The organism is Tahibacter sp. (assembly GCF_035481375.1).
Taxonomy (GTDB): Bacteria; Pseudomonadota; Gammaproteobacteria; order Xanthomonadales; family Rhodanobacteraceae; genus Tahibacter.
In genome coordinates this window covers 1-12592 of the sequence record NZ_DATIGT010000250.1, presented here as the reverse complement: position 1 = coordinate 12592, position 12592 = coordinate 1, and the positions used below count along the sequence as shown (strand labels likewise).

The following is a 12592-nucleotide window of genomic DNA, read 5'->3' as shown; positions in this document are numbered from 1 at the left end:
TCCTGCTCGACATCAACCTGCCGGATCAGTCCGGGCTCGGCGTGCTCGACCAGCTCAAGCGCGATCCGCTGACGCGTCACATTCCGGTGCACGTGATCTCGGGCACCGACTACACGCGGCAGGCGCTCGAGCGCGGCGCGATCGGCTACGCGGTCAAGCCGGTGCTGCGCGCGCAGCTCGTCGAGGCGCTGCGGCAGATGGAAGCGAAAGTGGCGGCGCGCCTGCGTTCGGTGCTCGTCGTCGAGGACAACGCAGTGCAGCGCGAGAGCGTGCGCCAGCTGCTGGTCGCCGACGGCGTGAACATCGTCGGCGTGGATTCCGCGCGCGCCGCGCTCGATGCGCTGCAGGCGACGACGTTCGACTGCATGGTGCTCGATCTGAACCTGCCGGACATGAGCGGCTACGCGCTGCTGCAGAAGATGGCCGAGCGCGAGGAGGTCGCGTTTCCGCCGGTCATCGTCTACACCGGCCGCGCGCTGACGCGCGACGAGGAGCAGTCGCTGCGGCGGTTCTCCAAGTCCATCATCATCAAGGACGCGCGTTCGCCGGAACGTCTGCTCGACGAAGTCACGCTGTTCCTGCACCAGATGGAATCGGCGCTGCCGCCGGACCGCCAGCGCATGCTGCGCGCGGCGCGCGATCGCGACGCCACGCTCGAAGGCCGCCGCATCCTCATCGTCGAGGACGACGTGCGCAACATCTTCGCGGTCTCCAGCGTGCTCGAACCCAAGGGCGCGCGCGTGGAGATCGCGCGCAACGGCCGCGAAGCGATCGAGGCGCTGGAGCGCGCCGACAGATCCCCCGACGCGGCCGTCGATCTCGTGCTCATGGACATCATGATGCCGGAGATGGACGGCTTCACGGCCATGCGCGAAATCCGCCGGCGCGCCGAATGGCGCCGTCTCCCGATCATCGCGCTGACCGCCAAGGCGATGAAGGACGATCAGGAGAAATGCCTCGCGGCCGGCGCGAACGACTACATCGCCAAGCCGCTCGACGTCGATCGCCTGCTGTCGCTGGTCAGGATCTGGATGCCGCGATGAGCGCGACCGACGTCGCCCCGGCGATCAACGACGTCGAGCTGAAACTGCTCGTCGAGGCGATCTATCACGCGTATCACTACGACTTCCGCAGCTACGCGCGCGCGTCGCTGCGGCGGCGCCTCGCCGCGGCGATGGTGCGCTTCGACTGCCGCACGCTGTCGGAGCTGCAGGGCCGGCTGCTGCACGAATCGCAGGTATTCGCCGAGTTGCTGGAATACCTGACCGTGCAGGTCAGCGACCTGTTTCGCGACCCGAGCTATTTCCGCGCGCTGCGCGAGAAGGTCGTGCCGCTCTTGCGCACCTATCCGTCGCTGAAGATCTGGATCGCCGGCTGCAGCTCGGGCGAGGAGGCCTATTCCATGGCCATCCTGCTGCGCGAGGAAGGACTGCTCGAACGCAGCCTGATCTACGCGACCGACATCAATCCGGGCGCGCTGCGGCGCGCCGAGGCCGGCATCTACGATGCGGCGCGCGCGCCGGATTTCACGCGCAACCATCATCTGTCGGGCGGACGCTCGTCGCTGTCGGACTACTACTCGGCAGCCTACGACCGCATCATTCTCGACAAGAGCCTGCGCCGGCACATCGTGTTCTCCGATCACAGCCTCGCGACCGACAGCGTGTTCGCCGAGATGCAGCTCGTGTCCTGCCGCAACGTGCTGATCTATTTCGACCGCGAACTGCAGAGCCGCGCGCTCGACCTGTTCTACGAAGCGCTGTGCCGCAAGGGATTCCTCGGCATCGGCCTGCGCGAGTCGCTGCGCTTCTCGAGCCACGCCGACGCGTTCGCGGAGTTCGCGCGCGAGGACCGCATCTACCAGAAGGTCGACGCGCGATGAGCCCGACCGACCTCGGCCGCGACGTCGGCGCGATCGCGATCGGCGCATCGACCGGCGGCGTCGAAGCGCTGTCGCGGATCCTGCCGATGCTGCGCGAGGGCGTCGCCGCGAGCGTGTTCGTCGTGCTGCACCTGCCGCGCGAGCGCACGAGCCTGCTGCCGGAGATCTTCGCGGCGCGCTGCCGTCTGCCGGTCCGCGACGTGCGCGACAAGGATCCGATCGCGGCAGGCACGATCTACTTCGCGCCACCGGACTACCATCTGCTGATCGACGACGGGCCGCAGCTCGCGCTGTCGATGGACGACCCGGTCGAATACTCGCGTCCGTCGGTGTCGGTGCTGTTCGAGAGCGCCGCGGCGATCTATCGCGAACGCCTCGTCGCGCTGCTCCTGACCGGCGCCGGCAGCGACGGCGCGCGCGGCATGCAGGCCGTGCACGCCGCCGGCGGCGTGACCGTCGTGCAGCGGCCGGCCGACGCACGCATGCCGCAGATGCCGCAGGCGGCGCTGGACCGCATTTCCGCTGACCATGTACTGACCCTGGAAGAAATCATGAATCTGTTCGCAGCGCTGCCGCGCACGGTGAACGTATGAACCTGCCCGAATCCCCCGTGCCGCTGCCGTCGCAGGAGCGGGTCAAATGCCTGATCGTCGACGACCTCGAGGAAAACCTGCTCGCGCTGTCGGCGCTGCTCGACAGTCTCGACGTCGAACTGCTGCAGGCGCGCTCCGGCGCCGAGGCGCTGGAACTGCTGCTCGTGCACGACGTCGCGCTGGCGCTGCTCGACGTGCAGATGCCGCAGATGGACGGCTTCGAGCTCGCCGAGCTCATGCGCGGCAGCGAGCGCTCGCGCCACGTGCCGATCATTTTCCTGACAGCGGGACTCAGCGACACGCGGCGCCAGTTCAAGGGCTACGGTTCGGGCGCGGTCGACTTCCTGCACAAGCCCATAGAACCGTTCGTGCTGCGCAGCAAGGCCGAAGTGTTCTTCCAGCTCTACCGGCAGAAGCGCCAGCTCGCGCATGAACTCGAACAGCGCACGAAGACGCTGCAGCTCAACGAGATGTTCGTCGCCGTGCTCGGCCATGACCTGCGCAATCCGCTGAGCGCGATGATCTTCGCGGGCTCGATCCTGCAGCGCTCGGCCGATGCGGCCACGCGCAACAGCGCCGACCTGATCGTGCAGACCGGCTGGCGCATGAACCGCATGATCGCCGACCTGCTCGATCTCGCGCGCGCGCGCCTGGCCGGCGGCATCGCGATCACTGTCGAGGAGGCCGACCTCGGCATCATCGCGACGCGGATCAAGTCGGAACGCGAAGTCATGGCGCCGCGGCGCGAACTCGCACTCGCGCTCTCAGGCAACCTGCGCGGGATGTGGGACGGCGACCGGCTCGAACAGGCACTGAGCAATCTGATCGGCAACGCGGTCGAACACGGCCAGCCGGATACGCCGATCGAGATCGCGCTCGACGGCGGCGAGCCCGATCGCGTGCGCCTGCGCGTCAGCAACGTCGGCGTGATTCCCGAGGATGTGCTGCCGGCGCTGTTCACGCCGTTCCGCGACGGCCGCTATCGCGGGCGCGGCGACGGACTCGGGCTGGGTCTCTACATCGTCAAGCAGATCGTCGATGCGCATGCGGGCGAGGTCGAGGCGCGCTGCGAGGACGGCCGGACCGTGTTCGAGGTGATACTGCCGCGGATCAGCGCCGGCGCCACGCGGCGGTAGCCGGAGGCTAACCGCGCCGCGTCGGCGCGCATCGAAGTTGCTCCCTGGACGACGATGGAGCCGACATGTTCGAAGGACGAAACCGGATCGCGACCGCGCAGGCGCGAGGTGCCGCACGCTGGTCCCTGGCGCTCGCCGCGGCACTGCTGACGGCGGCCTGTGCGACCGCGCCGCGGTTGCAGTCGGCACCGCCGCCGCGCGCGACGCCGAGCGGCGATGCGGTGCTCGCGTCGCTGCAGCACGGACTGCGCCCGTCGCGACTCGGCGCCGGCGAAGCGCTGCCGCGCTGGTCGCTGCAGGAGCGCATGGCGCACTACAACGTGCCCGGCGTCGCGATCGCGCTGCTGCGCGACGGCGAGGTCGTCGCCGCGCGCGGCTACGGCCTGCGCGAGGCCGGCACGCAGGACGCCGTCGACGGCGACACGCTGTTCTCGGTCGGTTCGGTCAGCAAGGTGGTGACGTCGGCGATCGCACTGCGCTTCGTCGCCGACGGACGGCTCGATCTCGACCGCGACGTCAACGCCTATCTGAAATCGTGGCGGATCCCGGCCCGGCCCGGCATCCGCGACCCGCATGTGAGCCTGCGCATGCTGCTGTCGCACACGGGCGGGCTCGACGTGCACGGCTTTCCGGATTTCCAGCCCGACGAACCGATGCCGACGCTGCTGCAGATCCTCGACGGCACGCCGCCGGCCAAGGGCGGAACGGTGCGGCTGATCCACGAACCCGGTTCGCGCTACGACTATTCCGGCGGCGGCACGATGGTCGCGCAGCTGCTGCTCGAAGAGCAGGCCGGCTCGCCCCTGGAAACCGTCGCGCGGCGCGAGGTGCTCGATCCGCTGCGCATGACGCGCAGCACGTTCGCCAATCCGCTGCCGGCCGAGCGCGGCAACATCGCCAAGGCGCACGACGAGGCCGGCGCGCGCGTCGCACTGCCGCGCGGCTGGGAAAGTTTTCCCGAGCAGGCAGCATCGGGACTGTGGACCAGCGCGAACGAACTCGGTCGCTTCACGGGCGAACTGCTCAAAAGCTACAAAGGCCGCGGCACGCTGCTGCCGCGCCCGATCGCGCAGGCGATGATGACCGAAGTGTCGCCGAGCATGCACGGACTCGGGCCGCGTCTGCACGGCGACGGCGCGACGCGGTTCTTCCATCACGGCGGCGACAACAACAGCTATCACGCGTGGATCGAGGGCTATCTCGAAACCGGCGACGGCTTCGTCATCCTGACCAACGGCGACGGCGGCGTGAACCTGCGCGGCGAGATCCGCAACGCGCTGTCCGATGCGCTCGGGCGCGGCGTGAATCCGGTGGTCCGTCTCGCCGACGTCGATCTGTCGGATCGCAGCTACGACGACTACGCCGGCCGCTACGTGCGCGACGCGAACATTCCGGCGGACCTGAGCCGCGGTCTCGTGGATTCGTTCGAAGACACCGCGTTCACGATCGCGCGCAGCGGAGCCGGCTTCACGATCGCGCTCGGCGATCCAGCGAAGACGCACGCATTGCTCGCGCGCGCGCCCGATCGCTTCGTCGGCGACGATCTGCCGCCGAACGAGCTCGTCGTGCATCGCGACGCGCACGGCAAGGTGCGTGGCGTCACCATCGAACGCGGCAACGCGCGCGCGTACTACCGGCGCGCCGACTGAAACCGGCCGCGGCGTCGCGACGCGCTTGACGCGTCGTTGACGCCGCGATCGGCAACGTCGGTCCATGGATATCGAGAATCAATGGTGGGTGATTGCCGGCACCGCGTATGCGATGGTGCTCGGCGGCGTGATCGGCTACGAGCGCGAACTCAAGGATCGCCCGGCCGGCTTCCGCACGCACATGCTCGTCGCCGGCGCGGCGACGCTGCTGATCGAGATCGGCGAGCTGCTGATGTTCGACACGCGCTACCGCGGCAGCCAGTTCATCCAGATCGATCCGCTGCGCCTCGTCGAAGCGGTCGTCTCCGGTGTCGCCTTCATCGGCGCCGGCACGATCTTCGCCGCGCGCTCGGGCCGCACCGTCGCCGGCATCACGACGGCGGCGTCGCTGTTCATGGTCGCCATCGTCGGCGTGGCCGTCGGTTTCGGTTTCTACCTGCTGTCGCTCGCGATCACGCTGCTGACGCTGCTCGTGCTGACCGTGCTGAAGCTCGCCGAGCGCAAGAAGCCCGCCGAAAAACCGTAGGGCGCAATAACCAGAGGGCATTGCGCCAAGTCCGTTTGTGCGGCGGTCTTCGGTTGTCGGCGTAACGCGTGGTCCCTGGGCGCAATCGGGGCGGCTGGCGCAATGCCCTTTGGTTATTGCGCCCTACGGCGATGCCAGCTCCATCAGCGTCAGCGCATAGCCGGGCGCGGTCGGTTCGTGCATGAAGTACGCGTACAGCGTCTTCCAGCGCGTCTCGCGGCAGCGGGCGAGCCAGCGCGCGAGATCGGCGCGGGTATAGGTTTCCCGTCGTAGACGCAGGTAGCCCCAGCCGGCGGTTTCGACGAGCGGCGGAGCGGAAGCGTCCTCGCGCTCGGAGAGGCACAGCGCCGCGCCGGCGTCGCGCAGCGCGGCGTAGACGTCGTCGTCGAACCAGCTGTCGTGGCGGAACTCGAACGTGGCTGCATGGTCTTGCGGCAGGCGCGCGAGGAAATCGACGAGGCGCGGCAGGTCCTTGCGCATCGTCGGCGGCAGCTGGAACAGCACCGGGCCGCGATGCGGGCCGAGGTGTGCGATCACGGCGTAGAACGCGTCGAGGTCGTCGGCGGCCGACGGCTTCAGGCGCGCGCGGTGCGTGATCGCCTGCGGCGCCTTGATCGCGAAGCGGAACGTGGCGGACACGGTCGCGGCCCAGCGTTCGACGTTCTCGCGCTTGGGCAGTGCATAGAACGTGTTGTTGAGTTCGACCGTCGACAGGCGCTCGGCGTAGTAGGCGAGCATCGCGTCGGGCCGCAAGGTCGCGGGATAGAAGGCACCTTTCCATTCCTTGAACGAATAGCCGCTGGCTCCGGCCAGCACGCGCAGCGTCATCGCGGCACTCCCGCAGCGAAAACCGCATCGTCGCGCAGGACGCGTGCGGACGTCACGCGGACTCAGCGCGATTCGAAGCCGTCGGCGAACAGCGCGTCGTCGCGCTCGAACGCGCCGATGTCGCAGGCGGCGAGGCCGTCGCCGTTGCCGTCGACGGGGCGCGGGCGGCCGCGCTGGTCGGCGTCGGCGCAGGCGCCGTCGAGGCCTGCGTCGATCGCGATGCTGCCGGCCTGCAGCGCATGCGTGCGCGTGAGCCCGCCGTTGTCGGCGAGCGGCGCGAGGCCGGCGTCGTCCGTCGCGATGTCGCCGGGCCCGGCGCGCAGGCGGCAAGCATCGCCAGGTGCGTGCAGCGCGCCGCCGCCGGAGACGATGACGTCGGGAAACACCGTGTTGCATTCGCGCCCGAAAGCCTGCGTGTTGCCCGAGACGAGGGTGTTCACGAGTTCGACCGGAATGAAGTTCGCGTTCGCGCTGCCGCGCACATCGAAGATCGCACCGCCGCCGTTCGGGCCGGTCGCATGGTTGTCGGTGATCGTCGCGTGCACGAAGCGCAGCTGATGCCCGCCGTCGCCGAACAGCGCGCCGCCGGCATCGGCGATGTTGCCGCTCAGCGTGACGTTGCGCAGCAGCCAGTCGCTGCTGCCGAGGTTCGCGAGGATCGCGCCGCCGCTGTGCGCGAGATTGCCGACGAGCAGGCATCGCTGCAGGGCGATCTGCGTCGCCGCGCCGTCGGCGTGGATGCCGCCGCCGGAATGCGACTGGTTGCCGTCGAAGACGCAGTCGGCGAGATCGACCGCGGTCGCCGTGTCGCCGACATAGAGGCCGCCGCCGGCGGTGAAGCTCTCCTTGCCGATGTTGTGCGCGAGCGTCACGCGCCGGCCGCTCAGCGCACCGAACACGGCGACGGCCTGACCGAGGCGGCGCGAGCGGTTCGCTTCGAAGGTCACGTCGGTCAGTTCGGCCGCGGCGCCGGCGCGGATCAGCAGTCCGCCGCCGCTGGTCTCGGGACCGAAGTTGCTCAGCGCGCTCTGGAAGCCGCCGCCGACGTGCACCTGCCGCAGCCGCAGCGTCGCGTTCGCGGCGACGTCGAACACGCGGTCGAGCGCGTTGCCGTCGATGAAGGTCGCGTTCGCGCCGGCGCCGGTCAGGGTCAGCGGCGCGGTCACGTCGAGATCGCCGCTCGCGGCGAGGTTCTCCTGCCTGCCGGCGATCGTCAGCGCGAAATCGCCGCTGCCCAGATCGATCGCATCGTCGCCGGCCAGCGCGTTGCTCTCCTGGATCGCCGCACGCAGGCTGCAGCGCTGCAGGGCATCGGCGCAGAGGCCGTCGCCGGGCTGCGCGTCGACGCTGTCGGTTGTCGTGTCGACCGCGAACGTCGCGGCGGGAAGCGGCGTCTGCGGCAGCATCGCCGCAAGCGCTGCAAGCATCAGGCGTCGTTGCATGCAAACTCCGGGTCCAGCCGCAGGCGGCGGGTCGTCTTCGCTGGGTGCTGCCGGAGCGGGCGGCGGTTGTGCGTGTCCGCCGCGCTCATTCGGCGGGAATGTCGAAACCGTGCTCGATGAAGCAGTCGTCCATGTCGGCGCCGACGCCGTAGCCGAAGTCGTGACTGCGGCGGCGGACGAGGTCCAGGCGCGCGAGGAGATCGGCGCGGCGTCCGGGCGGCAGGGCGACCGCGGTGCGCACGGCCTGTTCGAAGGTGCGGGCCAGCGCGTCGTAGTAGCTCTCCTCGTCGAGGCCGGATTCTTCGGCGAATCCCGCGGCGCGCTCGCAATAGAACACCATGAGTTCGGTCAGTTCTTCGGGCTGGCCGGCGGCGTTCCTGTAGTCGGCCAGTACTTTTTTCGCTTTTGCGGCGGACGGCGCCTGGTTCAACGAACGATCGGGCCACAGCCAGCGGTCGATCGCGGCCTTGTAGGGTTTCAGCGTGTCCTCGCCGAGCCCGAGCCGCGCCTGCAGGAGCGCCTGGTTGTCCTTGCTGGCGGCGTAGAGGGCTTGCAGCAGGCCGACCAGGCCGGCGTGGTCGAAGGCGGCGAGTTTCGCCTTCACGTCGTTCCAGCTCGGTCCCTTCGTTTTCTGCAGGCTCATGTGCGGAAGTCCCTGGCGGAATGGACGAAACCGGATCGCTCCGGCCGTCGGGCGTAGTGCCGGCCGAAGCATCGACGCTGATCGGAACGCCTGTGCATTTGTATCGCGGTCCGACCAGGCGCGCGGGCATTGTCCCGCCGGCGGCCCCGGCGATCCACCGGTGCGGGCCTTTCGAACGCGGAATTGGCGTGCTGCAGAGCAGCATGGATCTGCCGGCGACGGTCGGCCCGATGCGCAAGCCAGGGCCGGACGCCGCGCCTCATTGAATAAAATGCAGCAATGTATTCCTGTTGCTTTCGCGCGGCGCCGTGGCGGCCGGCCCTCAGCGCGCGTCGTGCAGGATCACGCCGAGCGTATGGCGCCGGCCCGCGCGCACGCGGCTGACGCCATGGCGCAGGGTCACGCGGTAGCAGCCGCGCGTGCCGGCGACCGGCCGCTGGTTCACCGCGAACACGACCGCGTCGCCCCGGCGCAGCGGCACGACCTCGGCGCGCGACTGGCGGCGCGGGCGCTGCTCGGTCAGCACGAATTCGCCGCCGTCGAAATCGCGGCCCGGCTCGGACAGCAGTATCGCGACCTGCAGCGGGAACACATGGTCGCCGTAGAGATCCTGGTGCAGGCAGTTGTAGTCGCCGGCGCCATAGCGCAGCAGCAGCGGCGTGGGCCGTCTCTGGTCGTCCGCATGGCAGCGCGCGAGAAACTCCGCGTGCGCGTCGGGATAGCGGACGGCCGACCCGGACCCGGCGTTCCAGCGATTCGCGATGCCCGCGAGCTGCGCATAGAACGCGGTGCGCAGCGTCTGCACGAGCGGCGGCAGCGGATAGGCGAAATAGCGGTATTCGCCGCGGCCGAACCCGTGGCGCGCCATGATCACGCGGCTGCGGAAGCGCGCGTCGTCGTCGTAGGACGCGATCAGCGATGCGCAGTCGGCGGCATCGAGCAGACCCGGCACGAGGCTGTGGCCGTCGTCGTCCAGCTCGCGCGCGTGGCGTTGCCAGGGCAGCCCGGCGATGCGGTCGGCGAGGTCGTCAGGCGTTGAAACGGAGGAAGGAATTTCAATCGCGGCGTTCACGGCAGCTTGGTTTCGGGTAGGGGCCGTCAGCATGTGGTGCGCGTGCCTCGGGCGCCATCCGCTTTCTGCGGGCGCCGCTCGGCGCGGGCCGATTCCGGGCGCGACGCTGGGCTATCAGGTCAGCTTCCGCTCCGACGACGGATCGGCGACGTGTAGGCGTTCCGCCTGCGCAACGACGACACCCTGGGCGCGCAGGTCTCGGCCTCGGCGATCTCGCCGCGACCGTGCTCGGCTCGCTCGATCCGCAGCGCTGCGACATCGACGGCGTGCTCGACGACCTGCGCGGCGGGCGGAGCCGCGAGCAGCCGGCCGGCGCCTCTCGCAAGCGCACCTCGCGCATCGGCGACATCCTCAAATTCATTGCTTCCGGAATGCTGGACGGCTTCGCGTTGTCAAACGCCGGCTGCCTGTGCCCGCTGCGGTACGACCGTTATTCCGGCCGCGGCCCGGGTTCGGGACGCAACCACAGCCAGATCGCCACGATGAACATCGTCGCGCAGGCGATCGCGGCCATCCACCAGCGCGGACTGATCAGGAACAGGACCACGCTGCTCGCGAGCATCGTCGCCGTTGCCACGCATTTGGCGCGACGGCTGACGGCGCCTTCGCGTTCCCAGTCGCGCAGCATCGGGCCGAAGCGCGCGTGATTGCGCATCCAGGCATGCAGCCGTTCGGAACCGCGCCCCGCGGCAAACGCGGCCAGCAGGATGAACGGCGTCGTGGGCAATCCCGGCACGACGATGCCGATGATCCCGAGCACGAGGCAGATGCCGGCGACGGACAGCCAGAAAGCGCGTACCAATCGATGGCGCGCCGGCTTGTGGCGTTGCGTCTCTGACAAACGGCACCTCGGAAGCCGTGTGCGGGCGGGATCGCAACTATAGCCTGAGCGCGGCAGTCCCATCGGAGCGAATGCGGCTGCCCGGTATCGCAATCGTGCCGGGCGATCGCAGATCCGGATGCCGCGTCCGACGCCTCAGGGCGCCGGCCGGCGAGCGGCGCAGCGACGGTCGCGCTGCATGTCGCGGCGCCGCGTCATTCCTGCGGGTGATGCGACGCGATGCATCGTCGGCCTGCGCTCGCCGCCATAAATCCGCTTTCTCTCGAATTCCGCTATTTCACCATTTACTGAATAACGTTCATCTATCGCTTGCGACAACGTAGTCCACAACCCATTCGACGATTCAAAGCATTCAAAATCCGCGCGGCTAGGCGGCAAGCTGCCTGCCACGACGCGATTTTCGGAGCGCCGCTGACGAAGACGCTGGTGTTGACCAGCTAAGAGTCCGCTACCGGCGAACAGAGGACGCTCGCAGCAAGCCCAATTGCGTTGCCTTCGAGTGGCAGCTGCGCGCGTGAGGCGCTGCTCTCAAGCCAGCATCGACTGCTGGACGAAAATTCCCGCCATCGCGCCTTGCCAGGATGCCGTGGTGACCGAGGGTATGAGAGGGTTGGTGAGGTCGCCCGCGGCGTAAATGCCGGGCGTGCTGGTTTCGCGACGCTCGTCGACCTTGAGGACGATGCCGAGGGGCGTATCGACCGTGGCGAGGCCCAGTGGTTCGTGCAGGCTTGCGGACGGCTTGTTGCGCGGATGCGCGAACAGGATGTCGACCGTGACATTGGGGCCGCTATCGAGCTTGACGGTGGCGTTATGGCCCCCGTGACGGGCGATCCCGGTGATCCGACTGTTGACGACAGGGATGTTGCGGCGTGCCAGATCGGCCCGGATATCGGGCGAAATTTCGTGACCATCGGCGAAGAGCGTCAACCTGTCTGTCCAGTCGTGGAACAGCCTGGCAGAATTTTGCGACTGCGGGCCGGACCAGACGAGGCCCCAATGCTGGCCAGCGACTTCAAAGCCGTCGCAATAGGGGCAAGGCACGATGGAAGTACCCCAGCCCTCGGCAAAACCCGGAACATCAGGCATCTGGTCGACGACGCCATAGCTCAGGATCAGGCGGCGCGCCCTGTGGCTTTCGCCGTCGGCTGTGAGGACGGAGAAATCGTCGATGGCGCCCGAGATGCTGTCGGCCCGGGCATTGACCAGCCTGATCGTGGGATAACGCTCCAGTTGCTTCCGCGCCTCGGCCAGGATGTCCAGCGGTGGCTTGTGATCGTGGCCGAGCAGGCCGTGCGAATGGCCGGCGAAGCGATTGCGCGGCAGGCCGGTATCGAGAACGGTGACCTTGCGGCGGGCACGGCCGAGCTGCAGGGCGGCGGCGAGACCGGCAAAGCTGCCGCCGATGATGATGACGTCATCCATGGTAGTGGGCTCCGTATTGTGGGTAGAGGATGTTGGGTTCGAACCCGCGATGGCTGGGGCGTGCGGAAGGCCGATGGTGGACAGCGCGGCCAGCTTCAGCAGTGTTCGTCGTTGCATGGCACCCTCATGTTTTTCATTCTTTGGCTTGCATATTTCTGAAACTAAGTGGTATCGTAATTCGAGAATAAAGATACTGTCAAGGACTGGAATTGACATGACCGAAAATAGTCGAGGCCGGCGCGGCCGGCCCGCTAACGAGGCGCTTGGTCAAACCATAGTCGACGCCGCGAGCGAACTTTTTGCGGAATTGGGTTTTCAAGCGACGACATTGGACAAGGTCGCTCAGCGGGCGAAGATATCCAAACTCAGCATCTACAGGCACTTCGAGAGCAAAGAGGCCCTGTTTGGCGCGGCGTTTGCGGCCCGGTGCCATCAGTTAATCCCGCAGGTCCTTTTTGAAGGCGTCGACGGTTCGGCCGAAGATCAGCTCATGGCGGTGGGATCAACCCTGCTTCGCACGCTGTTGAGTCCAGACGTCCGCAGTGTCGAAGCCATGAT

The 12592-nt window shown here is 68.1% G+C and carries 13 protein-coding genes; 7 read left to right on the top strand and 6 right to left on the bottom strand.

Going from position 1 to position 12592, the window contains the following annotated elements:
- The 6 genes from VLF18_RS16480 to VLF18_RS16455 all read left to right on the top strand — a co-directional run.
- The coding region (locus tag VLF18_RS16480; RefSeq protein WP_325280720.1) for a response regulator at positions 1 to 1043 on the top strand (1043 nt) is incomplete at its 5' end.
- Positions 1040 to 1882, top strand: coding sequence for a protein-glutamate O-methyltransferase CheR (locus VLF18_RS16475; protein ID WP_325280719.1), 843 nt, complete (start codon positions 1040 to 1042; stop codon positions 1880 to 1882). The genes VLF18_RS16480 and VLF18_RS16475, both read left to right, overlap by 4 nt.
- Entirely contained in the window at positions 1879 to 2475 is a 597-nt protein-coding gene (locus tag VLF18_RS16470; protein ID WP_325280718.1) for a chemotaxis protein CheB, read from the top strand. Before VLF18_RS16475 ends, VLF18_RS16470 begins: the two co-directional genes overlap by 4 nt.
- The gene (locus VLF18_RS16465; protein ID WP_325280717.1) at positions 2472 to 3611 is read left to right on the top strand and encodes a hybrid sensor histidine kinase/response regulator; all 1140 of its coding nucleotides are present in this window, start codon (positions 2472 to 2474) and stop codon (positions 3609 to 3611) included. Before VLF18_RS16470 ends, VLF18_RS16465 begins: the two co-directional genes overlap by 4 nt.
- A 65-nt stretch (positions 3612 to 3676) precedes the next feature.
- Positions 3677 to 5260 carry a serine hydrolase domain-containing protein gene (locus tag VLF18_RS16460; protein ID WP_325280716.1) on the top strand — a complete coding sequence of 528 codons (1584 nt, stop codon included), beginning with the start codon at positions 3677 to 3679 and terminating at the stop codon, positions 5258 to 5260.
- Positions 5261 to 5324: 64 nt separating this feature from the next.
- Positions 5325 to 5786, top strand: coding sequence for an MgtC/SapB family protein (locus VLF18_RS16455; protein WP_325280715.1), 462 nt, complete (start codon positions 5325 to 5327; stop codon positions 5784 to 5786).
- A gap of 123 nt (positions 5787 to 5909) precedes the next feature.
- Here the strand turns inward: VLF18_RS16455 and VLF18_RS16450 are convergent, their stop codons facing one another.
- The 6 genes from VLF18_RS16450 to VLF18_RS16425 form a co-directional block, all read right to left on the bottom strand.
- Complete coding sequence (locus VLF18_RS16450; protein WP_325280714.1) at positions 5910 to 6614, bottom strand: DUF72 domain-containing protein; 705 nt, start codon at positions 6612 to 6614, stop codon at positions 5910 to 5912.
- Between the two features lie 62 nt (positions 6615 to 6676).
- Positions 6677 to 8056 (bottom strand): choice-of-anchor Q domain-containing protein, encoded by a 1380-nt coding sequence (locus VLF18_RS16445; protein WP_325280713.1) that lies wholly within the window; start codon positions 8054 to 8056, stop codon positions 6677 to 6679.
- Between the two features lie 85 nt (positions 8057 to 8141).
- The gene (locus VLF18_RS16440; RefSeq protein ID WP_325280712.1) at positions 8142 to 8699 is read right to left on the bottom strand and encodes a hypothetical protein; all 558 of its coding nucleotides are present in this window, start codon (positions 8697 to 8699) and stop codon (positions 8142 to 8144) included.
- A 322-nt stretch (positions 8700 to 9021) separates the two neighbouring features.
- Entirely contained in the window at positions 9022 to 9771 is a 750-nt protein-coding gene (locus VLF18_RS16435; protein ID WP_325280711.1) for a 2OG-Fe(II) oxygenase, read from the bottom strand.
- A gap of 430 nt (positions 9772 to 10201) precedes the next feature.
- Positions 10202 to 10612, bottom strand: a complete 411-nt coding sequence (locus tag VLF18_RS16430; protein WP_325280710.1) for a YbaN family protein — start codon at positions 10610 to 10612, stop codon at positions 10202 to 10204.
- 528 nt (positions 10613 to 11140) lie between these two features.
- Positions 11141 to 12034, bottom strand: a complete 894-nt coding sequence (locus VLF18_RS16425; protein ID WP_325280709.1) for an NAD(P)/FAD-dependent oxidoreductase — start codon at positions 12032 to 12034, stop codon at positions 11141 to 11143.
- A gap of 214 nt (positions 12035 to 12248) precedes the next feature.
- On the opposite strand from VLF18_RS16425, the gene VLF18_RS16420 reads away from it, so the two are divergent.
- On the top strand, positions 12249 to 12592 hold a 344-nt coding region (locus VLF18_RS16420), incomplete at its 3' end, for a helix-turn-helix domain-containing protein (RefSeq protein WP_325280708.1).